Here is a 23154-nt window from a genome sequence, read left to right as displayed (position 1 = left end):
AGCATGTGATACTCCACCTCAACGGTTGACATTTGTCAGGAAATGTCCGGGATGTGAGACGGACACCGTATGCGATGGAGGAAAAACAGTGGCGATTGACGCCGCCCCTACCAGAACGTTGCCTTTCCTCCGTAAGCTCACGAGACATGCGCGCGTCCCTGTCAACGCGTTCGAAGAAGCCGGCACCCAGGCCAACGGGGATCTCGTCCGGCTGAGCATGGGCCCCTTCCGCCCGTATCTGGTGACCCATCCCGACCACGTCCAGCACGTGCTCGCCAGGAAGCAGCCGAACTACGTGCGCGAGGGCATGTTCTGGGACCCGCTGGCCCCGCTGCTGGGCGAAGGCATCCTGTCGGACGGCGAGAGCTGGGCGGAGAGCCGCCAGATCCTGCAGCCGCTGTTCACGGCCAAGTACGTGAACTCGCTCGCCGAGCACATGGCCGAGATCATCAACGAGCTCATCGAGGAGACGGTGATCCCGGGGCGGCCCTTCGACGTGGCCAAGGGCGTGTCCGCCATCGTGCACCCGACGATCGTACGGCTGTTCTTCGGCGCGAAGATCTCCGTGGCGGACATCAACCGACTGGTGCCCGCTTACGACGTCGCCGTCACCGCCAAGGCCATCCGCCTGCTGATGCCGTTCGTGCCGGAGCTGTTCCCGATGCCGGGCGACCAGTCGTTCAAGCGCGCGATCAAGACCATTGACGAGGTCGTCTACCCACGCATCCGGCAGGCCAGATCGCAGGACCAGGAGGGGGACGACGTCGTGTCGCGGCTGGTCAAGGCCCGCCAGGACATCGAGGGCGCCGAGGGCGACAGGCGCATCAGGGACGACCTGGTCGCCATGCACGGGGCCTCGACGGAGACCTCGGCGACCGCGCTGACCTGGGCCTGGCCCGTGCTGCAGGCGTACCCGCACGTCGCCGCCAAGCTGTACGAGGAGGTCGAGCGGGTGGTCGGCGACGACCCCGTCAGCACCGCGCACCTGCCGGACCTGGTCTACCTCAGGATGTTCGTCACCGAATTGCTGCGGCTCTACCCGCCGGGCTGGATCTTGCCGCGCAAGACGGTCGAGACGGACGTCGTGGGCGGGATCACCGTTGAGGCCGGCTCCACCGTCATGCTGAGCCCGTACCTGACGCATCGGCTGCCGCGGTTCTGGGAACGGCCGCTGGAGTTCGACCCCGAGCGCTTCGCGCCGGCGAACGAGGCCAAGCGGCACCGATACGCGTACTGGCCGTTCGGCGCGGGCCCGCACGTGTGCCTCGGGCAGCACCTGTTCATGATGGAGGCGCCCCTTCTGATCGCCGGCATCCTGCGGAAGTACCGCCCGATCGTGCACCACGACGGCTCCGTGACCCCCCGGCTGGCCTCCTCGCTGCGTCCCACCGCCGGCCTGTCGATGACGCTGGTGCCGGTGGGGCGGCGGTGAACGGCTCCTTCGAGACTGGCCGAACATGCGCCCTGGCCGTGGCCAGCGGCCGCGAACTGGCCAGATTCGCGACCCGCTACGACGGGCTCTTCCCTGAGAAGTCGTTCGACGCCGGGCTGTACGGCGCGCTGTCCATGGCAGGCGCGTTCTGCGCGCCCTGGGCGACGGTCGAGGGCCTGCGCGCCGTGAACCGGGCTTCACTGCTGGTCTTCGCCCTGGACCGACTGATCGACGAGGAGGCGAGCTCGCGAGAGCAGGTCGGCGCCCTGGTCGGTGAGTGCCTGGCCGCGGCGGGCGGCCCTGCGGCGGGCGGGGCCGCGCCCGAATCACAGGCGGCCGCCTTCGTCGCGGACCTGCGATCGGACTTGGCCGCCCCGCCTGAGCTCGACCGGGCCTGGCGCGATCAGCTCGAACGCATGCTTCGCGCCATGGCCCGCGAATGGGACTGGAGCGGCTCCGAGCACCCGCCCACCAGGCAGGAGTACCTGGCCAACGCCGACAGCTGCGGCGCACTCTTCATCGGCCTGTCGCACTGGATTCACACAGGGCTGGTCGAGGCACCCCGCGACCTGGACCGGCTGCGCCCGGCCGCCGACGCCGTGCAGCGCTATCTGCGCCTGCTCAACGACCTGGCCACGTGGCGCAGGGAGTCCGGCTCAGGAGACGTCAACGCATTCACGCTGGGAATGGAGTTGGACGAAGTGATCGAGCAGCTGTCAGAGCTGGCCGACGAAGCGACCGAGCTGATCGAGCCGCTGCGGGACGCGTACCCGCGTGCCGCGGAGTACCTCACCTGGCAGATCAACTACAGCGCCGGCTTCTACGGCCTCTCCGACTTCTGGGCCGAGTCGTGATCGACGTCTTCCGCGAGGCCAATGACCTCGTCTCCGGGCTCATGGCTAAGCCCTGGGGCCAGGTATCCCCCTCGGTCTACGAGACCGGGCGGCTGGTCACGATCGCCCCCTGGCTGGTCGGGCAGCGGGAGCGCGTGGCGTACCTCCTGGGCGAGCAGCGCGACGACGGATTCTGGGGCGCCCCCGAAGGCTACGGGCTCGTGCCCACCCTGAGCGCCACCGAGGCACTGCTCACCGCTGCGGCCCGGGGCGATGGCGATCCGGCCGTGCTCATGCCGGCCGCGCGCGCCGGGCTGAAGGCGCTGCGGTCGATGCTCCAGGAGCCACGCGAGCTGCCCGACACGCCGGCGATCGACCTGATCGTGCCGTACCTCGTCTCGCTCATCAACGACCACGGGTGCGCTGATCCGCTGCCCCTGCCACCCGGCATGGACGGCAGGCGCCTCGGCATGGTGCGGCACCTTCTGGAGTCCGGCGGCGAGCCGCCACAGAAACTCCTGCACGCCCTCGAGGTGGTGGGCGCGACGGCTTCCATCACCAGCGCCGTGAGCCCCACGCCCATCGGCACCGTCGGTGCCTCACCCGCGGCGACGGCCGCCTGGCTGGACACTCTCGCGCCGCCCGACTCGGCCGACTCGGCCAGGAGGCACCTGGAGGCGGTGGCGAAGCGGTACGGCGGGCCCGTCCCCGTCGGGCTCCCCATCACGGTCTTCGAGCGCGGCTGGGTGCTGAGCTGGCTGCTCAGGGCGGGCGCGCCGGTGGAGCTGCCACCGGAAATGACCGCGGACCTGCGGGCCGCGATCGGCCCGAACGGCACTCCCGCCGGGGCCGGGCTGCCGGCCGACGCCGACACGACCAGCGTCGCGCTCCATGCGCTCGCACTGCTCGGCATGCCGTGCGAGCCCGAGTCGCTCAAGGCTTTCGACACCGGGGAGCACTTCTGCACCTGGCAGGGCGAGGACGGCGTCTCGGTCAGCGTCAACGCCCATGTGCTCGACGCGTTCGGGGAGTACGTGCGGGCCAGGCCGGAGACGGCGGGCACGTACCGGCCTTTGATGGCGCGCGTGGCGCGGTGGCTGGCCGTGCGGCAGCGGCCCGACGGGAGTTGGCGCGACAGGTGGCATGCCTCCCCCTACTACGCCACGCTCAGCTGCGCTCTGGCGCTCGGCGAGTTCGGAGGGCCGGAATACGCGGACACGGTGCGCGCCGCCCGGGAATGGGTGGTGGCGACCCAGCGCGACGACGGATCGTGGGGCCGGTGGATGGGCATGCCGGAGGAGACGGCGTACGCGGTGCAGACACTGCTGCTCTCGGGGCCGGAGCCGGACGAACGGTGCCGACAGGCGGCGGCGCGTGGCTACACGTTCCTCACCCATGTGGGCGATTTATCGGATTACCCTCCACTCTGGCATGACAAGGACCTTTACACGCCGACAGCAATTGTCCGCGCAGCGGTGCTGGCCGCCGTACACGTAACCCAGCGTTCATCTGGAAGGAGAACTTCGACCGAAAAGTAGGACATAGCGACCTAATGGCGCTCTTTCATGTTGAGTGAGCATTGTTGCGTTGCTAGGGTGACCCGAGTGTCAGATTCCTGGGATGCCCATTTCTTCCTCTTGACATGGCACGCTGACCGCGCTGCTTTCTCTCCGGGTGGCCTCGATGCGCTTCCGTAATGCCAGTGTCCGGGCAAAGGTCACGGCACTCATCGTCTCGCTCGCCTGCCTGTGGGCGTTCGCCGCCTGGGTAACCCTGCGGGAGGGCGTGAACCTACTGTGGGCCGCGACGGTCAACAGCAACGTCGTCGACCCAAGCGAGCCACTGCTTATCGAGCTCCAGCGCGAGCGCCGCCTTGCGCTCGCCCACCTGGGCGCGAACAGGCGCGACGTCGACCAGCCGATGCGTGCCCAGCGAGCCAAGACCGATGCGCTGACCTCCGAGTTCGACTCCGCATCCGAGAGCACGGCGGCCGAGTTCGCCATGGACGACGCGCTCCGCCGCCGCCTGGGCGAGGTCAAGGGCCAGCTCGGCAAGCTGGCGGCCACCAGGAAGTCGATTGACACGGGCAAGACCAACGTCGCGCAGGCCGCAGCTCAGTACAACGCCGTCATCGACTCCTTCTACCGCATGTACGACTCGGTGGCCGAGTTCGACGACAAGGAGATCGCCAAGGACGGCCGAACGCTGGCCGAGATGCACCGCTCGCGGGAGATCTTCGCCCGCGAGGACGCGCTGCTGGCCAGTGTCTTCGCCAAGGGCGGCTTCACCAGGACCGACCACGCCGAATTCGTCGAGACCGCCGGCGTCTTCCGCTACACGTTGAGCGAGGCGCTGGCGAAGCTGCCGGCAGAGGACCAGGCAGCCTTCGACGCCTGGCTCAAGACCGCGCCGGTGTCCCGGGTCCAGGCCATGGAGACGCAGCTCATCCGGCACGACCCCGCCATAGACTCGCTGCCGGTGAGCGGCGAGGAGTGGCACAAGGCCGCCGACGCCACGCTGACCAGCATGCAGACAGTCACGCTCGCCGGCGGTGACCGGCTGCTCGAGCGGATCACGCCCGTCGCGGCCGGCGTCATCGTACGACTGCTGCTCGCCGGCGGTCTTGGCCTGATCGCCGTTATCGCCTCGATCATCCTGTCCATCACCACCACCAGGCAGCTGCTCGCCCAGCTGCGGAAGCTGCGCGACGCCGCCCACGAGTTGTCCGACGACCGGCTGCCCGGCGTCGTCGAGCGCATCGGTCAGGGCGAGGAAGTCGACCTGGTCAAGGAGGCGCCGGACCTGGACTTCGGTGACGACGAGATCGGCCAGGTGGGCCAGGCGTTCAACACCGTGCAGCGCACCGCGATCAAGGTGGCGGCCGAGCAGGCGGAACTGCGCCGCAGCATCCGCGACATCCTGCTCAGCCTGGCCCGCAGGACGCAGGGCCTGGTGCACCGGCAGCTCACCGTGCTCGACGTGATGGAGCGCCGGGAGACCGACCCCGAGGAGCTGAAGGAGCTCTTCCGGCTGGACCACCTGGCCATCCGCATGCGGCGCAACGCGGAGAACCTCATCGTGCTCTCCGGCTCCTCGCCCGCCCGCACGTGGCGGCGCTCGGTCCCCATGGTCGACGTCGTGCGCGGCGCGCTGGCCGAGGTGGAGGACTACACGCGGGTCACGCTGATGCCGATGGGCGAGGTCGTGCTCGTCGGCCGGGCCGTCGGCGACGTCGTGCACCTGCTGGCCGAGCTCATCGAGAACGCCGTGTCGTTCTCGCCGCCGTACACGAACGTCCAGGTCAGCGGCCAGCTCGTGGCCAACGGGTACGTGATCGAGATCGAGGACCGGGGCCTGGGCATGAAGCCCGAGGACCTGGAGGCCGCGAACGAGCGCATCGCGAACCCGCCGGAGTTCCGCATCACGGGCACCGCCCGCCTGGGCCTCTACGTGGTCAGCCAACTGGCCAAGCGGCACGACATCCAGGTGGTGCTCAAGGCGTCGCCGTACGGCGGGACCACGGTCGTGGTGCTGTTGCCGCAGGAGCTCGTCCAGCTCGACCCCAGGCCGGAGCCGCAGCGCGGCGACGGCGGGGAGCGGCTGCCGCGCCGGCCGACGGCGGTGGCCACGGTGGCCCGCCCCGCCGCGGGAGAGGCGGCTGCCCGCCCCGTCGCCGGAGAGATGGCGCGCCCCGCCGCCGGGGAGAACGTGCGCACGCTCAAACCCGCCCGCCCGGTCCCCGCCTCCGTTCCCGAGCCGGCCCCCGCACCCGCGCCCGAGCCGGCCCTCGCATCAGTACCCGAGCCGCCAGCCGAACCGGAGCAGCAGCCCGTGGCCGAATTCACACCGTCGGGGCTGCCGCTCCGCGTGCCCCAGGCGAACCTCGCGGCGGCGCTGCGCGAGGACACGCCCACGCTGCCAGACCACGAGGAGGACGATGACGAGCGCTCCCCGGAGGAGATCCGCGCGATGATGGGATCTCTTCAGTCAGGCACCCGCCTTGGCCGTACGCAGGCGGCCAAGATGCTGGATGAACAGCCGGGAGGCGACGCACCATGACCCCCACCGCGGGCACCGATCTCAATTGGTTGCTCGACGACCTCGTCAGCCGCGTCAAGGAGGCCGACCACGCCATCGTGCTGTCCTCCGACGGCCTGCTGATGGCCTCCTCGGCCGGGTTGCAGCGCACCGACGGCGAGCATCTGTCCGCCGTGGCCTCCGGGCTGCAGAGCCTGGCCAAGGGCATCTCGGAGCACATCTCCGGCGGCGCGGTACGGCAGACGGTCGTGGAGTGGAAGAGCCAGTTCCTCATCGTGACCACGGCGGGCGAGCGTGCCTGCCTGGCCGTGTTGTGCGCGCAGAACGCCGACATCGGGCTGATCGCGTACGAGATGGCCATGATGGTCGCGCGGGTGGGCCAATACCTCACCTCGGGCGCTCGCAACGCCGAGGCCATCGCCAGGAGCGAGCGGTGACAGGCGCCGACGGTCCGAGGGATGAGCACTGGGTCGACCCGGAGATCGTCCGGCCCTACGTGGTGACGCGGGGCCGGACCCAGCCGGCGCACGGCAAGTTCGACCTGATCTCCATGGCCCTGGCGGTGGGCGGCCCGCCGGGCCCGGACGCCGGGCTGGACCCCGAGCACCTGCGGATCCTCCAGATCTGCCGCGAACCCAAGTCCGTCGCCGAGATCGCCGCGCATCTCGACCTGCCCGCCGGCACGATCCGCGTGCTGCTCGGCGACCTGTTCGACCGCGAACTCGTCTCTGCCCAGGAACCACAATCCGAGGTGGACATGCGTGACATGAAGATGTACAGGGCGGTGCTCGATGGTCTTCGCTCGCTCTGACCGCCCGCGCCTGCCGACGGCGATCAAGATCTTGGTCGCCGGCGGGTTCGGCGCGGGAAAGACGACGATGGTCGGCGCGGTCTCCGAGACCCGGCCGCTGCGGACGGAGGAGGTGCTCACCGACCGCGGGATCGGTGTGGACGACCTCTCCTCCGTGGAGGCCAAGCGCACCACCACGGTGGCGATGGACTTCGGCCGGATCACGCTGAACAACGACTACGTGCTCTATTTGTTCGGCACGCCCGGGCAGGAGCGGTTCTGGTTCGTGTGGGACGAGCTGGCGGAGGGTGCGCTGGGCGCCGTGATCCTGGCGGACACGCGGCGGCTGGCGGACTGCTTCCCGTCGGTGGACTACTTCGAGCGGCGGAACACGCCGTTCGTGGTCGCGGTCAACTGTTTCGAGGGGGCGCCGACGTTCGAGCTGGACGAGGTGCGTCTCGCGCTCCAGCTCGACCCGTCGATCCCCATCATCATGTGCGACGCCAGGAAACGGGAGTCGAGCAGGGAGGTCCTGATCGCCCTGGTGAAGCACTCGGCGAGGCTGCGCGCGGAGCCGGTCGGCAGCTGAGCGCAGCCTTGTCAGGCGGCGGTGTGGCGGAGGTAGGCGTCGAGTTCGGCGGCGCCGCTCAGCATCGCGCGCCCGCGGGTGGACAGCCGGCCGTGCCAGTCCCGCAGGGCGGCCTCCAGGGGCGCCAGCCCGCCGGCCGCGCGCACCTGCTCGATCAGCGGCGCGATCTGCTCCAGCAGGTATCCGCCCCGTCTGAGCTGGTGCGCGAGCTGGGCATCCCGTACGTCGGCCGCGGTGTAGACCCGGTAACCGGTCTGCCGGTCGCGCCGTGGCCGCACCAGCCCGGCCTGCTCCCATTTGCGCAGCGTCGCGGGCCGGATCCCGAGTTTCCTGGCCAGGGGACCGATGAACGTGACGCCCGGTCCTGGAGGGGCGGAGGGCGCCAGGTCGCGGAGCGCGTTCTCGACGGCCAGAAGGGTCCGGCGGTCGTCGAGGAGCTGGGCGTGGCTCTCGTCGATGATCTTCAGGGCGTCCTCGACCGCGTCTCGGTTCACCGCCTGCATGATCGAGGTCGCGGTCTGGTGGCCGTGGGCGGGCACCAGGGCGAGGAACGCGCGGAGGGCTTGCGCGTGCCGCACGGTGTAGGTGCGATAGCCATGGGGCGTGCGACCGGCGCCAGGGAGGATGCCGGCCTGCTCGTAGTTCCTGATCGCCTGCGTGGACAGGCCGTGTTCGCGGGCGAGATCCACCGGCCTCAGCCGTTCGCGGGATGCCATGGGTGCGTCACCGTGTTGAAGGTTGGCCCAGGTGGGCGTGAGCGTGTTGTGCGGAAAGTTTACACTGAAAGTTCAACGATATCGTTGAGGGCATGTCGTCATCGAGGAGACCAGACCCGCTCGTCCAGGACGCCGCGACCTCTCTCGACGGCGAGGGCGTCGCCGCCGTCACGAGGCTGCTGCGGACTCTTCCCTGCCGGCCCCGCCTGCTCGGGCTCGGCGCGGCCACGCACGGCGAGGAGGCGCTGCCCGAGCTGCGTAACGAGATCTTCCGGCATCTCGTCGAGCACGAGGGCTACCGATCGTTCGCCATCGAGAGCGACTGCCTCATGGGCCTGGCCGTCGACGACTACGTCACGGCGGGCACGGGCACGGGCACGCTCGACGACGTCATGGAGGGCGGCTTCAGCCACGGGTTCGGCGCGTCGGCGGCCAACCGGGAGCTCGTGCGCTGGATGCGCGCGTACAACGAGGGCCGGCCCGTCGCGGAGCGGCTGCGTTTCTTCGGGTTCGACGCCCCGCTGGAGATGACCGTGGCCGCCAGTCCCCGCCAGGCGCTGACCGCGCTGCACGGCTACCTCGCGGCCGGGCTGGACGCGGGTCTGCTCCCCTGCGCCGCGGACGCCCTCGACCGCCTGATCGGGGGCGACGACCGGTGGACCAATCCCGCGGCGGCCATGGACGCCTCCCAGTCCGTGGGCCGCTCCGCCGAGGTCAGGGAGCTGCGACTGCTCGCGGACGACCTCGTGACGCTGCTGGACGTGTACGCGCCGCACCTGATCGCGTCGACCTCGCGGGAGGAGTGGTGGCGGGCGAGCACGTACGGGCGCACCGCCACCGGGCTGCTCCGCTACCACTTCTGGATGGCCGACACGTCCCCCGCCAGGGTCTGGCGGCTGATGGCCCTGCGGGATGCGATGATGGCCGGCAACCTCCAGGCCATCGCCGAGCACGGCCCGGCACTCGTCTACGCCCACAACCGCCACCTGCAGCGGGACAAGAGCACCTGGCAGCTGGCCGACATGGCACTGGAGTGGTGGAGCGCCGGCGCGATCGTCAGCGCCCGCCTGGGCGGCCAGTACGCCTTCCTGGCCTCGGCACTCGGCGCCATCCCGCATCAGGCGCTTCCCGCTCCCCACCCCGAGACCCTGGAGGGGCTGCTGTACACGCTGCCGGGCAACCGCTCCCTCATCGACGCCCGCCGGCTGGCCGCAGCCCTCGCCGAGGCGGGCACGAAGCCGGTCCCGCGGACCGACATATCTGCTAATTACGGCTATTTCGCGCTCGACCCGGCCCACCTCGGCGAGAACGACGGGATCGTCTTCATCAAGGACGTGCCCGCCTGACCTGACCCAGGGGCACCCGGTCTCGAGCCAGCACCTGCTCGCAGGCCAGCAGCACTCCCACGCTCCACGCGTGCGACAGCTTCAGGTACATGCCCTTCGGCAGCCGCTCGCCCCACCGCCACGCGGCCATGCCCGGCTCGGGCGCCTCGACGACCAGCTCGCCGCCCTCGGCGGTCGGCGATGATCACCATGCTTCCACTGTGAACGCGCCCTTGCGGGTGGTCAGCTCGACGAGGTTCGTCTCGACCGCGGAGAGCGGATCGTCGAGCGGGATCCGGAACGTACGGATCTCGCTCGGCCCGAAGTCCGCCGTGAGCCGGACCCCGGCGAGCGGGATGTCGAAGGTGGCCACGCCGGCCCGCCCGGTGGTCTCGACGGCGCGGACGACAAGGTCGCGTGGGGTGTCCTCGTGCGCCTTCACCGCGGTGACCATGATCTGGCCGCCGCTGTCGTCGAGGTAGCCGCGGGCGGCGGGGAGCGCGCCGTCGTGGAAGCTCTCCAGCATGGCGCGCACCGGGGAGCCGAGCAGCGCGGCCCGCCGCGCGAGCCCGGCCGCCCGCCAGTCGCCGGCGTGCGGCACCAGCAGGTACGTGAACCGCTGCGTCCCCTGGTCCTGGTAGGAGTAGTACCCTTCCGGGTCCAGCAGCCGTGGGTCGTGCCAGGCGTAGACGGGGCTGCGCACGGCGGTGATGCCGATGCTGGGGCTGCGGCCGGGGTCGCCGGGCGATACGTCGTAGCCGTGCTTGGCGTTGTTCACGACGGCGAGGCCGGCGCCGGCCCCCGACAGATCCACCCACGACTGCGCCGGTTCCTCGGCCCCGTCGAGTGGCTTGCTCAAGTGCCCGAACGGGATCTCATAGGTGGCGGCCGGGGACTCCAGCGCGACCGGGAAACGCAGCTTCATCAGGTGGGCCTGCTCCCGCCAGTCGATGGTGACCCGCACCTCGACCGCGTCGTCGCCGCCCGCGCCCAGGATGAACTCCTCCACCATCGTCGAGCGGCCCCACTCCCGCTCCACCCGGATGCGGGCACGCAGCGGGCCCTGCTCGCGCAGCACGATGTTCGTGACCGCCATCGCCTCGCCCGGCCAGTCGTAGGAGATGACGCGGTGCCCCCAGGTGTCGGTCGGGTCCTCGCAGATCACCGTGTGCTCGCCCGCCGCGCCGGCCACCAGGTCGACGCCGGTGCGCTTGTCGAGCAGGCTGGACAGCCAGCCGGTCGCGGGGTCGAGCTCCAGGCGGAGCACGTCGTTCTCGATGTGGGTCTCGCCGCACGACAGGCCGCTCGGGGCCGTCGCGGCGCCCTGGCGCAGGCGGTAGAGGCGGTAGCCCAGCGGTGGCAGCTCGGCCTGGAAGACCGTGGCGCCGCGGCCCTTGTCGTCGGTGGTGGCGACCGACTGCGTGCGCTGGCAGGGCACGTCGGCGCCGTCCGCGTCCACGACCCGCACGCCCGCCGGCGCGAGCCCGTACTGCATCTCGACCCGGGTCGTGACCGGCCACGGGTGCGGGTTGAAGACGACCACCGGCTGGGTGCCGTCCTCCTGCGGGATGCGGATGTCACGGGCGATCACGTTGTGGGCCCGGGTGATGATCCGCTTGGCGATCGCGACGGCCTCGCCGAGCTGGTCGCGGGCGTCGTCGTAGGCGGGCTCGATCGCCGAGCCGGGCAGCACGTCGTGGAACTGGTTGAACAGCACCTGCTTCCAGGCCCGCTCCAGGTCCGCGCGCACGTCGTGGCCGGCAACGGCCGCCCACCGCTCGGCCGACAGGACCGCGGCCTGCGCCCGGCGCTGCCACGCCTTGACGCCGGAGTGCGCGGAGTAGCAGCCGGCGGCGTGGTGCTGCAGATCGTCGTGCCACACCGGCAGCTCGGCCAGGCCCTGCTCGCCCAGGCGCTTGGCCATCTCGTCGAAGTAGCGGCGCGGCGAGGACATCGTCAGCTCGCCGAAGGTGCCCATCCGGTCGTAGCGGTGGATGGACTCGATGTTGGCCTTGGTGGGGCCGCCGCCGTGGTTGCCCACCCCGTAGAAGATCATCAGGTCGCCGAGCGAGCGGTCGAGCTGGCCCAGGGCCTTCTCGGTCTGGCCGGCGACCTCGCCGGGCGGGCTGCAGTATTCGAACGGGATCCGGTACGCCAGCACGCGGCTGCCGTCGGGGCTCTCCCACCAGAACATCGTGCAGGGCAGGTCGGCCTCGTGCGGTCCGGGGCGCAGGAAGCAGTAGGAGTCCATGCCCTGGCCGCGCAGGATCGCGGGCAGCATGGCGTTGTGGCCGAACGGGTCGACGTTCATGCCGACCGTCGCGGTGATGCCGAACTTCTCCTTCAGGTAGCGCTGCCCGTACAGGCCCTGGCGGACGAACGACTCGCCGGAGGGCATGTTGCAGTCGGGCTCCACCCACCAGCCGCCGGCCATCGCCCAGCGGCCTTCCGCCACCTTCTCCTGGATCCTGGCGAACAGCTCCGGGTCCGACTCCTCCACCCAGGACAGCAGCACGACCTGGTCACAGGTGAAGACGAAGTCGGGGTATTCGTCCATGCGGTGGATGGCCGACCAGAACGTCGCGCGGGCCTCCTGATATCCCTCCTGCCAGGGCCACAGCCACACCGGGTCGAGGTGCGCGTTGCCGATCATGTGCAGGGTGCGGCCGGGGGTGGCCGCCGGGCGGGGGGCACGCGGCAGGCCGGACGGCTGGGCGCCGGAGGGGGCGTTGGCCATGGGTGCCGGGCGCCGGGTCATGCGGCCGCCCAAGCGTCGACCTTCTCGCTGATCATGTGCAGCATCAGTGTGTGGATCTCCTGGATGCGCGGCGTCTCTGAGGAGGGGGCGAGGAGGAGGTGGTCGGCGTGCTCGGCGGCGGCACCTCCGTCTCTGCCGCCGAACAGTACTGTCGCCGCGCCCTTGCTCCGTGCGGCCTTGAGCGCGCTGATGACGTTGGGCGAGTTGCCGCTGGTGGTGAACGCCGCCACCATGTCGCCCGGACGGGCCAGCGCCTGCACCTGGCGGGCGAACACGTTGTCGTAGGCGTAGTCGTTGGCGATGCACGTCATGACCGTGGCGTCGGTCGTCAGCGTCACCGTGGGCAGCGGGCGGCGCTCGCGCTTGTAGTGGCCGATCAGCTCACCGGTGAGGTGCTGGGCGTCGGCCGCGCTGCCGCCGTTGCCCATCGTGTAAAGAGTGCCGCCGTGCGCGAACGTCGCGATGATCAGGTCCGCGGCGGCCTCCACGTCCGGGATCAGCGCCGCCATGCCCCGCGCGGCGGCGAGATGTCCTTCCACGTGTGCCGCGAGCACCGCCGGCAGCGGCCCCCCGTGCGCCCAGGCCGGGTCTGCGCCAACGTGCTCCATGGGGCCTCCAACGGGAACGGCTGCCGCGTCAAGGGCTTGTGACATCGTTCCCACAGCGGATCCTAGGGCGACCTCTCCCGTCGGTCAACGCACCCAATGGGTGAAATGTCAGATTATGGGCGGTGATGCAGTCGATTCGCGGGCCACGAGCTGCACAGTGAGCACAGTCGTGACGGAGTCCGCCTCCGGCATCCCGATCCGCTCGTCCAGCCTGCGTATCGCCGTCGCACCCAGGCCGAAGGTGTCCTGCGAGACGGTGGTGACCATGGGCGAGACCATGCTCATCCAGGGCGCGTCGTCGAAGGCGACCAGGCTGATGTCGTCCGGCACCCTCAGCCCCAGCTCGCGGATGGACCGCCAGACGCCCTCGGCGAGCACGTTGTTGGCGGCGAACACGGCGGTCGGCCGGTCGGGCCCGCGCAACATGTCGAGCGCCCGGCGCCGCGCGTCCGCCACGTCCCAGCCGGACGAGACGACCAGGCCGGGATCCACCTTGATGTCACCCGCGCCGAGCGCCTCGAGGTAACCCTGGTAACGCTCGTAGCCGGTGGTCCAGTCGGTCTCGTCGATGAACAGCGCGATCCTGCGGTGCCCCAGCGCGACCAGGTGCGCGGTGGCCGTACGGGCGCCGACGCGGTTGCCCACCACCACCCCGTCCGTCGAGCCGGGCGCGAACTGCCGGTCCACCTCGACCACCGGGATGCCGTGGGAGGAGAGGTAGGTGGACACGGCCGAGGAGTTGGGGGTCACCACCACGCCCGCCACCCTGAGCGCGACGAGCGCCTCGGCGGCCTCGCTCTCCGCCTCGGCCGACAGGCTCGTGTCCGCCAGCACCATGGTGTAGCCGCGCTCGCGGGCCTCCCTGCTGGCCCCGGCCGCCAGCTCCGCGTAGAACGGGTTGCGCAGGTCGCTCACCAGGATCCCGACGGACCTGCTGACCTGCTGTTTGAGCGTGCGGGCCATGACGTCGGGAACGTATCCGAGCTCGGCGGCCGCGCGCAGGACCCGCTCGCGCACGTCGCTGGCGGCGTACCCGCGGCCGGTCAGCGCGCGGGAGACGGTGGAGCGGGAGACGCCGGCGGCCTCTGCGACATCCTTGATGGTGGGCCGCCGGGAACGGCTGACGGGGGTACGCCGCTCTAAGGTCATCGAGGCCCTTCCCCGACCACGTCGACCAGCGCCTCGGCGTGCTGCCCGAGACGCAGATCGCCGATGGTCACGTCGACTGCCAGGCGAACGCGGCGTCGCGGCACGACGTCGGCGCCGAGACGGAGATGCACCTGCTCCATACCCCCTCCGGGCAGCCTTAGCGTCAGGGACCCTTGCTCCCGCTGCCAGCCCGGGGGAACGACGGGCTCGATGGTGGCCACGACCTTGTCCGGGAACGGGTTGCGCACGGTGGCCGTGAGCACCAGCTCGCCGCCCGCGGGAACGCTCGCGTAGTAAGGCGTCAGGCGGCACAGCACCCCGTCCGCCCCCAGGTCCAGGTGGTCCAGCGGGAGCAGGTCGTAGTGGAGGGCGACGAGTTCCTCGCCGCGTTCGGTCAGCATGTGCAGATAGTCGTCGTCCACCCAGCGGGGGCGCCAGTGGCCGCTGACCATGAGGTCGGGGCGCAGGCGCCGGTAGAGTGCGGCGCTCTTGCGGTAGTCCTCGATCCTGAACCTGTTCTTGTACTGGAAGTTCAGGCTCTCCTGGCGTTCGCCGGGGATGCCCATGCCGTCCTGCTGGTCGCCGGTGACCAGCACCCGGTGGCCATCCACCTGGAACTCGTACGCCGCCGCGAACAACGTGTGCCCCGGCAGGTCGTGCACCGTGATCTCGTACTCCCGCCACCGCACGGTCTCCCCCAGCTCGAGCACCCGGTCGGAGGGGATGGGGTCGAACCACTGGCAGGGCAGATCATGGTGGAGTGGCGTGGCCAGGATGGGGGCCATGTGGGACGGGGTCCAGATCTGCGTACCCTCGACGTCGCGCAGCAGCGGCATGCCGGCCACGTGGTCGTCGTGGTAGTGGGTGGGGAGGGCGACCTCGATGCTGGTGACGCCGTAGTGCTCACGCAGGGCGGGGAGCGAGGCCAGCCAGGGGCGGCGGGCCGCGCGTGAGGTGTTGTGCACCAGACCGGTGGACATGTCGTAGCCGAAGTCGAAGACCATGGCGGCGCCGGAGTCCGACAGCAGGACGTAGCTGTGGGAATTGGCGCTCCGGTTCATCAGCAGGTGGGAGGTCACCTCGACGAAGGGGTTGTGGAGGAGTCCGCGTACGTCCCAGGGGTGGGGGCGACGGAAGTTCACATACCGCTGCATGGACTGGGAGAGCTGCCGGAGCGCGTCGTGCGGGTCGGTCATCGGCTCGCCGTGCGACGGCAGTAACACCTCGAGCTCCTCCCGCTGGAGGAGCTCGGAGCTCAGGATGACCATGGCCGGGCCCTCGTTCTCGGTGTACGACCACTGGGTCGCGGCCAGAGACCATACCTTGCCCGGGGCGTAGATGAGGTCGCCGGTGAAGGCGGCCTTGCCGACGACGTACGTCACGGAGCCGGGGGTGTGCCCTGGGGTGGGCAGCACGCGCACCTGCACGCCGCCGTACGTCGCCGTCCGGTATTCAGGCACGACGCCGGCCACCGGCACCGGGTCGAGCAGGGAGAACCGGTCGTCGCGCAGGTCGTAGTCGTTGCTGATCTGGCGCCCCGCCCACATCTCGCCGACCTTCTCGAACAGGTCGCGCTCGACCGGCGGAACGTGGATCGGGATGCCCGCGCCGACCGCTCTCGCCAGGCCCTGGGCCTGGTCGCGGTGGTGGTGGGTCATCAGGACGTGGGTGAGGCGGTCGATCCCCATCTCGGGCAGGAGGTCGAGCACGCGGCCGGAACCGAAGTCGATCGCGATCCCGGTGCGCTCCTCCCCCGCCTGCGCGGGGGCCGCCGCGACGTAAACGTGGCAGGTGTCCGCAACGCGGAACACCCCGGGCACAACCTCGGTCACATCACTGCTCATCGAGGCGCGATTCTATCCGGTATCGTTCCCACATGGATGCCCTGGCGGTCCGCCTCATCGCCGCCACCACCTCGCGACCAGTTCGAGGTCCGCTCCGGTGATCTCCTCCAGGGAGTTGTCGATGCGCTCGGCGTAGTACAGCGCGGGCACGCCGAGCGACGGCTGCGCCTCGGCGTAGGCCAGCCAGTCCGCCCTGCTGGGCATCGGCCACTGGTCGGTGTCGATCAGATGGCCGGGCATGGCGTGGGTGGCGACCGCGTGGCGGAAGCGGAGCTGGTCGGCGGCTGGCACGAGCTCGCCACGGGCGTCGTACTCGAGCAAGTCGTTGAGCCGGATCATGTCGCTGACGTCCCCGAAGGCGGGATGCGGCGTGTGAGTGACCATCAGGGCATCGGGTTTGACGCGTTTGGCGGCGTCGTACATGGTGGCGAGCAGCTCGTGCAGGAGGGCCAGGCCCCAGGTCGAGCCGTACGACTTCAGATGCGACCCGCTGGGGAACCACTGCGTGAAGTCGATCTTGAATCCGTCGGCCCCGAGGTCGCCCAGCAGCCGCTCCATGATCCGCTGGACGCGGAGCCGGTAGGCGGGGTTCGACGGGTCAGCGGCCACGGCCCGGCCGCCGCCGTCGAGCACGCACTCCTCGGCCGGCAGCCCGTCGGCCGACCAGGCCCGCCACCACAGCAGCACCCGCTGCTCGCGCGCGTGCCTGGCCGCGATCCACTCGCGCAGCGCGGGCCATTTCGCCGGATCTGGCTCCATGTCCCCGTACGTCAGCTGCCAGCGGTCGTCGATGACGACGGTCCCCGGCACGACGCCGTGGCGTTCGAGCCTGGCCAGCCACTCGTCGTAGAGGTCCTGACGGGACAGTTCCACCGGCGACCGGCCATCCGCTCTGGCGCACTGCGCCCCCCAGCCGCAGAAGATCGGCTCGCTCCACCAGTCGTGCCGCTCGTGGACGGGCCCGGCGGGCGCCAGGCCGTGCGCGACCAGGTCCTCGCGGTGCTGCGCGATCGCCTCCCACGGGGAGGACGCGGTGCGGAAGACGACCGCGGGTGACGTCCATGAGCCACGCACCACCGTGTGGCACTCGTAGTCGAAGCGCAGCATCACCCCGCCGTCGAGCGGCTCGTACGCGAGCTCGGTGAAGGTCAGGTCGGCGATCCCGGCGCGTACCGAGGCCCCCAGCCACGGCCCGTCCGGCACGGCGGTGGCGCCGTCCGGCTCCTCCTTGGTGAAGGCCAGGACCAGCGGCGGCGGGGAGAAGACCGCGTGCAACCGGCCCGGCGAGGCGTCGCCGATCACGGTGAGCGCGAGCGGCACGGACACCGGCCGCACGACCTGCACAGGATGGGTGGGAGCGGGGTTGAAGACGCCGCGGGCATGCAGCCCGCTGCGGAACGTGCCGGCCGTGCCCCTGTTGAGCACGGCCCGCCCGCCCATCAGCGTCACGTCGCCGAGCACGCCGTCGCCCTCGACCCGCACCTCCAGCGCGATCGTCTCGGGAGAGCAGGTCAGCCGGACGATCTTCGTCTCCCACGCGGTCGTGCGCTGCGGGACATCGAAGATCGCCACGTTGCCGCGCTCGACGAGCACGGTCGGGAGCGTCTCGTACGTCTCGTCCCGCCCGCTCGCGGTGCCGACAGAGGCGAGGAGGCTGAGCGTCATCCAGCCTTCCAGCTCGGCGCTGGGGTCGGTACGGGAGACGGTCAGCCGGTAGTGCCCGCTGTCCAGGTGATAGGCCTGGTCGGTGGTGGTGATGCGCATGTGTTGGCCGAATGCCTCGATCCTGGGCAGGTCGGGAGCGGTCCGCCCCCTGCGATGAGCCTGGCGTAGTATCACCCGGAATTCTCGATGGTCCGTACGCCGGTCGCGTAGTCGATGTGGATGAGCTTGAACCCGGGCCGGTCGCAGTACACGCCTGGTGGGGAGTGGAAGAGCAGGAGGGCCCGGCCTCGCGAGGAGGCCGGGCCCTCGGCGCGGAAGACGCCCCGGGCGGGGGGTGGGACGCCTTCGGCGGGGAGGCGCCTCAGGGCAGGCGGCGCCTCGATGGGGGGCAGGGACTCAGTGCTGGACGGCCTTCTCCGCGCCGACCCCGGTCAGGGAGCGGACCTCGATCTCGGCGTACTTGGAGGCGTTGTACTCCTTGCTCATGATCGTGCCGAGGTAGCCGCACAGGAAGCCGATCGGGATGGACAGGATGCCCGGGTTGCTCAGCGGGAACCAGGCGAAGTCGGCCGTCTTGAACAGCGCCGTCTCCCCACCGGACACCACCGGCGAGAAGATCACCAGCACCAGGGCGGAGACGAGGCCACCGTAGATCGCCGACACGGCGCCCGCCGTGTTGAACCGCTTCCAGAACAGGCTGTAGAGGATCGCGGGCAGGTTGCCCGAGGCCGCCACAGCGAACGCCAGCGCCACCAGGAACGCCACGTTCTGACCCTGGGCGAGGATGCCCAGGCCGATCGCGACGGCGCCGATGACCAGCGCGGAGATGCGGGCCACCACGACCTCCTGCCGCTCCGTCGCATTGCCGCGCTTGAAGACGTGCGCGTACAGGTCGTGGGAGAAGCTGGAGGAGGAGGCGAGGGTGAGGCCGGCGACCACGGCCAGGATCGTGGCGAAGGCCACGGCCCCGATGAGCGCCAGCAGGAGCGTGCCGCCGACATCGCCGAAGATGTCCTGGCCGACGGCCTGGGCCAGCAGGGGCGCCGCGGTGTTGCCCGCCTTGTCGCCCGCGACGATGGCGTCCTTGCCGACCAGGGCCGCCGCGCCGAAGCCGAGGATGAGGGTCAGCAGGTAGAACGTGCCGATGATGCCGATGCCCCACAGGACCGACTTGCGAGCGTCCTTGGCGGTGGGGACGGTGTAGAAGCGGATGAGGATGTGCGGCAGGCCCGCCGTCCCGAGCACCAGCGCCAGACCCAAGCTGATGAGGTCGATCTTGCCGGCCAAGCCCTGGGCGTCAGTGCCGTACTTCAGCCCGGGGATGAGGAAGTTGCCGGGGTTGGCCTTCGGGCCGCTGGTGGCGGCGGCCTGGCCGAGCAGCGCCGACAGGTTGAAGCCGAACTTGCCCAGCACCAGCGCCGTCACCAGCGCGGCACCGCCCATCAGCAGCACGGCCTTGACGATCTGGACCCAGGTGGTGCCCTTCATGCCGCCGAACACCACGTACACGATCATCAGCGCGCCCACGCCGACGATCGTCCACGCCTTGCCCGCCGGAGTGGTGATGCCGAGCAGCAGGCCGACCAGCGCGCCCGCGCCGACCATCTGCGCCAGCAGGTAGAAGATGCTCACCACGATCGTGGACACGCCGGCGGCGGTACGGACCGGCCGCGGGCTCATCCTGAACGCCAGCACGTCGGCCATGGTGAACTTGCCGGAGTTCCGCATCAGCTCGGCCACCAGCAGCAACGCCACGAGCCAGGCGACGAGGAACCCGATCGAGTACAGGAACCCGTCATAGCCGGACAAGGCGATGATGCCCGCGATGCCGAGGAAGGACGCGGCCGACATGTAGTCGCCGCCGATGGCCAGGCCGTTCTGCACGCCGGTGAACGACCGGCCGCCCGCGTAGTAGTCGGCGGCCGTCTTCGTCTGGCGGCTCGCCCAGAACGTGATCCCCAGCGTCGCGGCGACGAAGGTGAGGAAGAGGATCATTCCCAGCGTGGTCGAGCTCACTTGGACTTCTCCTCAACCTCGTGACGCAGCTTGTCGGCGATCGGGTCCAGCTTCTTCTCGGCGTGCCTCGCGTACGCCCACGCGATCCAGAACGTGGACACGAACTGCAGCAAGCCGAAGACGAGCCCGACGTTGATCTCCCCGAGCAGCTTGATCCCCATGAAGTCGCGCGCCCACCCGGACAGCACGACGTACAGCAGGTACCACGCGAGGAACGCCACGGTCATGGGGAAAGTCCAGGCGCGGAATCGTTTCTTTAGTTCTTGGAACTCGGTGCTCTCCTGGACTTGTTCATATACGGACGCGTCATGTTCTCTTGTTGTCACGGGACCTCCACTGTGATGCGGATCACGCTCAAGGTAAGAGCGCAACCTACCCGCCGGGGAGATCCGTAGCTGGGTTGTTCGCTGAGCCGACGGCGTGCGGCGATTAGTTGGTGATGGCTTGCGGCGAAAGGTCCTTTCAACGCGACGAGCGGTCGGCCATCCCTTTCACCCCATTACGGCCTCTACCGTGGCGCCTCCAGGGAGAGGGCGAACAGGTGGAGCTGCGGGCGGGTGAGCGTGGGGAGGGTGAGCGAGCGCAGCTCCTTGGCCGGGTCCAGGGCCGCCTGCGTCTCGAACAGGCCGACGCGTAGCGCGTTCGTGCCGTTCTGGCCGTGGCGGTGGGTGCAGCGCAGCACCTCGGTCGTCCCGGCGCCGGCCTGGCCGCCCCAGTCGGGCAGGATGAACGGCACCTGGGCGGTGAAGCCGTCGGCGTACGTGGCGGTCAGCGCGGCGCTGACGCTGCCGGAGGTGCCGGCCCCGAGCAGGCGCACCTTGGCGTACGTGCCGGGCGGCACGTCGATGGTCTGCCCCTGCCCGGTGACGTTGTTCTCGACCCCGTCGCCGTAGGCGGGGAAGACGAAGCTCAGCCCTTCGTGCGTGAGCGGCCCGGCCGGCGGCAGTTCCTCGGCCGGGTAGGTGTAGCCGGACCCGTCCACGTTGCCGTCGGTCATGACCTCGTGGGTGGAGACGCCGTCGTTGTCGAAGTGCGCCGACAGGTCCACCGGAGTGGTGGCCCCGGGCGGCGGGACCGGCGGCAGGCCCCACGGCTCACCGGGCTCGGCGATCGTCACGGGGGCGACGACGAGGCCGGGCCGCCGACCGCTGTAGAGCAGGACCTCCCGTCCCCTGCTCAGAGTGATCTCGACCACGCCCTCCCCCAGATCCTTCACCTGAGCCGGCCGGCCGTCGTCGAGCACCGCCGTGAGCGGCCCACCGAGCCCGTGCAGGATCCGCAGCGGCTCCCCCGCCAGGCTCCGCACGCGGACGAACTCCGTGCGTCCGGACTTGCGTACGGCCGAGACGAGGAACGCGCCCTCGGTCCTGAAGTCGTGCAGCGCGACGTCCTGCCAGGCCGCGGGCACGGCGGGGAAGATCCGCACGATCCCGCCCCAGCTCTGGCAGAGCATGTCGTGGATCGACTGGGCCGCCGACAACGGCGTCTCGATGACCGGCCCGCCCTCGGCGTAGTGGGTGTTGGCCCGGCACGGGTAACGGGCGGCCGGATCGAAGAACCTCTCGAGATAGGACAGGGCGGTGTCGCCCCGGCCCATCATCGCGTAGAGCGAGGCCGCGCCGGTGAAGCTGTAGCCGCGGTGCGCGCTGGTCAACGACTGCCAGTGCACGACGGACTTCTCGATGAGCGCCCGGTTCTCCGGCTGGTCCCAGTTGACCAGGTAGAGCGGGTAGACCATGAGGAGGTGGGAGTAGTGGCGGTGCGACTGCGCGTACGGCGTGTTCGCGCCGATCATGAACCCGTTGCCGTCCACCGGGTAGCCGGCGAGCTTGTCCAGGACCTCCTGCCACTTCGGCTTGAGCGGGTCGTCGATGCCCAGGCGCGCCGCGGACTCCAGCAACGTCCCGCACCCCCACCTGATCAGCGCCAAGTCGTAGTTGGTGTCCTGGGACGGTGTGACGGGGTATTCAGGTGACAGCGTGCTGGGCAGATGCAGCCTGCCGTCCGCGCCAGGGGTCAGGAAGTGCAGGTAGTAGTTGATCGCCCGGCGCAGCAGCGGGAAGACCGTGTCGCGCAGCACCTGGTCGTCCATGGTGTGCCGGTAGGACAACCACGCGTTGTGCAGGGCCCAGGTGAGGTCGCCGACCTCCGCCCCCGAGCCTGGTGTGCCGACGCTGCGGTTGGCGAACATGTCGGAGCTGCGGCCCACGCCTGCCGAGTCGGCGCGGTAGGCCGCCGGCACGTTGTCCACGAGTTGCTGCCGGTTGAGGTCCAGCGTGGTGGTGAGCGAGTCGAGCTCCAGGTGGTTGGAGCCGTTGATGAGCCAGTATTCGAGCTGCACGTTGAGGTTCCACCAGACCGCCGGCCACGGGGTGGGCTCCAGCCAGGGGCCGGTGGTGGCCATGACGGGGCCGCCCGCCCTGCTGGCCGAGGCGACCTTGTAGAGCTGGATCCAGTAGAAGCTCTGCAGCCGCTGATCGGGCAGGGAGATGAAGCTCTTGGCGTAGAAGTGGTGCCACCAGTCCCGGTGCCGCTTCCGTAAGATCCCGGACGGCGCGGCGTTCCGGATCTTTCCGAGCGCGCTCTCCTGCGCGTCGGCGGCCGGGAAGCTGTGGGCCACGGCCACCTGGAGTGTGCCGCCCTGGACGCGGTAGGCGGTGGCGGTCTGCCCGCCGCCGGCGAGCGGCTGGACGACCTGCTCGACGCCGTCGGCGGTGGCGGTGGTCCAGGGCGGGTTGCGGGTGTAACCGCTCGGCGGGGCCTCGGTGGCCGCGCGCGGGCTGATGGCCTCCGCCGGGTGGAAGACCCAGCGCACCTGCTCCTCGCCGCTCGCCTCGGCCTTGGCGACGAGGATCTCGTCGTGCACGAACGCGGAGAAGACGAGCGTGCCCTTGTCGGTCGTGACGGTGCCGGTGACCTCGGCGTCCCACAGGCTGAGCCGCCAGTCGACGGCGGTGATCGTGCCGGCGGGGTCGAGGGTGACATGGCCGACGGGAAGGCGGCAGGTGCCCCAGCCGCTGCCGAACTGGGGCCGGTGGTCCTGGACGCGACCGTGCTGGACGGTGAAGCGGATCTTGTTCTGGCCCGGCTCCTGGTAGATCATGCTGCCCAGCAGCCCGTCACCGAGGAACGGGCCCTCGTGCCAGGCCTTGGGCAGCTTGCCCCAGAGCAGGTCCTGGCCTTTCATGAACTCCGCCCAGGGCACGTGCTCCTGCAGGCGCCAGCCGTCCGCTGCCTGCGCGGGCGAGGCGGTGGTGATGGGGACGAGGGCGAGCCCCAAACCGCCGATGACGGCTCGGCGGGTCGGGTCTTCGATGGGAGGTGTCATCGGGGCTCTCCAGAAAGAGATCGGATCTTTCGCCTGTATGACACATAGATTCACCGCCGTCAA

Annotated in this window: 18 protein-coding genes; 8 read left to right on the top strand and 10 right to left on the bottom strand. The window is 70.2% G+C overall.

Annotated elements, in window-relative coordinates:
• Positions 1–88 precede the first annotated feature (88 nt).
• From OHA25_RS30320 to OHA25_RS30290, 7 genes are all read left to right on the top strand, one after another.
• Positions 89–1432: a cytochrome P450 gene (locus OHA25_RS30320; RefSeq protein ID WP_327590844.1), complete on the top strand. Its 1344-nt coding sequence runs from the start codon at positions 89–91 to the stop codon at positions 1430–1432.
• On the top strand, positions 1429–2286 hold the full coding sequence (locus tag OHA25_RS30315; protein ID WP_327590843.1) for a terpene synthase family protein: 858 nt from the start codon (positions 1429–1431) through the stop codon (positions 2284–2286). The genes OHA25_RS30320 and OHA25_RS30315 overlap by 4 nt, the downstream gene beginning before the upstream one ends.
• Positions 2283–3803 (top strand): prenyltransferase/squalene oxidase repeat-containing protein, encoded by a 1521-nt coding sequence (locus OHA25_RS30310; protein WP_327590842.1) that lies wholly within the window; start codon positions 2283–2285, stop codon positions 3801–3803. Before OHA25_RS30315 ends, OHA25_RS30310 begins: the two co-directional genes overlap by 4 nt.
• Positions 3804–3948: 145 nt before the next feature.
• Complete coding sequence (locus tag OHA25_RS30305) at positions 3949–6324, top strand: sensor histidine kinase (RefSeq protein ID WP_327590841.1); 2376 nt, start codon at positions 3949–3951, stop codon at positions 6322–6324.
• Positions 6321–6740, top strand: a complete 420-nt coding sequence (locus tag OHA25_RS30300) for a roadblock/LC7 domain-containing protein (protein WP_305921910.1) — start codon at positions 6321–6323, stop codon at positions 6738–6740. Before OHA25_RS30305 ends, OHA25_RS30300 begins: the two co-directional genes overlap by 4 nt.
• Positions 6737–7114 carry a DUF742 domain-containing protein gene (locus tag OHA25_RS30295; protein WP_305921909.1) on the top strand — a complete coding sequence of 126 codons (378 nt, stop codon included), beginning with the start codon at positions 6737–6739 and terminating at the stop codon, positions 7112–7114. Before OHA25_RS30300 ends, OHA25_RS30295 begins: the two co-directional genes overlap by 4 nt.
• A complete protein-coding gene (locus OHA25_RS30290; RefSeq protein WP_327590840.1) occupies positions 7095–7682 on the top strand; it encodes a GTP-binding protein in 588 nt (195 codons plus the stop codon). The genes OHA25_RS30295 and OHA25_RS30290 overlap by 20 nt, the downstream gene beginning before the upstream one ends.
• An 11-nt stretch (positions 7683–7693) precedes the next feature.
• Here OHA25_RS30290 and OHA25_RS30285 read toward each other — a convergent pair whose 3' ends face one another.
• Complete coding sequence (locus OHA25_RS30285; protein WP_327590839.1) at positions 7694–8398, bottom strand: TioE family transcriptional regulator; 705 nt, start codon at positions 8396–8398, stop codon at positions 7694–7696.
• A 92-nt stretch (positions 8399–8490) separates the two neighbouring features.
• Here OHA25_RS30285 and OHA25_RS30280 point away from each other — a divergent pair, with 92 nt between their 5' ends.
• Complete coding sequence (locus OHA25_RS30280) at positions 8491–9744, top strand: erythromycin esterase family protein (RefSeq protein WP_327590838.1); 1254 nt, start codon at positions 8491–8493, stop codon at positions 9742–9744.
• Here the strand turns inward: OHA25_RS30280 and OHA25_RS30275 are convergent.
• From OHA25_RS30275 to OHA25_RS30235, 9 genes are all read right to left on the bottom strand, one after another.
• Positions 9725–9874: a hypothetical protein gene (locus tag OHA25_RS30275; protein WP_327590837.1), complete on the bottom strand. Its 150-nt coding sequence runs from the start codon at positions 9872–9874 to the stop codon at positions 9725–9727. The two genes, OHA25_RS30280 and OHA25_RS30275, sit on opposite strands and share 20 nt — an antisense overlap.
• Before the next feature lie 54 nt (positions 9875–9928).
• Positions 9929–12481 (bottom strand): alpha-mannosidase, encoded by a 2553-nt coding sequence (locus tag OHA25_RS30270; protein WP_327590836.1) that lies wholly within the window; start codon positions 12479–12481, stop codon positions 9929–9931.
• Positions 12478–13089: a D-sedoheptulose-7-phosphate isomerase gene (locus OHA25_RS30265; RefSeq protein WP_327590835.1), complete on the bottom strand. Its 612-nt coding sequence runs from the start codon at positions 13087–13089 to the stop codon at positions 12478–12480. The genes OHA25_RS30270 and OHA25_RS30265 overlap by 4 nt, the downstream gene beginning before the upstream one ends.
• A 108-nt stretch (positions 13090–13197) precedes the next feature.
• Positions 13198–14238, bottom strand: a complete 1041-nt coding sequence (locus tag OHA25_RS30260; protein ID WP_327590834.1) for a LacI family DNA-binding transcriptional regulator — start codon at positions 14236–14238, stop codon at positions 13198–13200.
• On the bottom strand, positions 14235–16082 hold the full coding sequence (locus tag OHA25_RS30255) for an MBL fold metallo-hydrolase (RefSeq protein ID WP_327590833.1): 1848 nt from the start codon (positions 16080–16082) through the stop codon (positions 14235–14237). The genes OHA25_RS30260 and OHA25_RS30255 overlap by 4 nt, the downstream gene beginning before the upstream one ends.
• Positions 16083–16136: 54 nt before the next feature.
• Positions 16137–17846 carry a hypothetical protein gene (locus tag OHA25_RS30250; RefSeq protein WP_327590832.1) on the bottom strand — a complete coding sequence of 570 codons (1710 nt, stop codon included), beginning with the start codon at positions 17844–17846 and terminating at the stop codon, positions 16137–16139.
• A 297-nt stretch (positions 17847–18143) separates the two neighbouring features.
• On the bottom strand, positions 18144–19742 hold the full coding sequence (locus tag OHA25_RS30245) for a solute symporter family protein (protein WP_327591064.1): 1599 nt from the start codon (positions 19740–19742) through the stop codon (positions 18144–18146).
• Positions 19743–19759: 17 nt separating this feature from the next.
• On the bottom strand, positions 19760–20089 hold the full coding sequence (locus OHA25_RS30240; protein WP_327590831.1) for a DUF485 domain-containing protein: 330 nt from the start codon (positions 20087–20089) through the stop codon (positions 19760–19762).
• Positions 20090–20271: 182 nt separating this feature from the next.
• Positions 20272–23091 carry a glycosyl hydrolase family 95 catalytic domain-containing protein gene (locus tag OHA25_RS30235; protein WP_327590830.1) on the bottom strand — a complete coding sequence of 940 codons (2820 nt, stop codon included), beginning with the start codon at positions 23089–23091 and terminating at the stop codon, positions 20272–20274.
• Positions 23092–23154 lie beyond the last annotated feature (63 nt).

The sequence above is a fragment of the Nonomuraea sp. NBC_00507 genome (assembly GCF_036013525.1).
GTDB lineage: Bacteria > Actinomycetota > Actinomycetes > Streptosporangiales > Streptosporangiaceae > Nonomuraea.
This window is presented reverse-complemented; position numbering and strand designations above follow the sequence as displayed.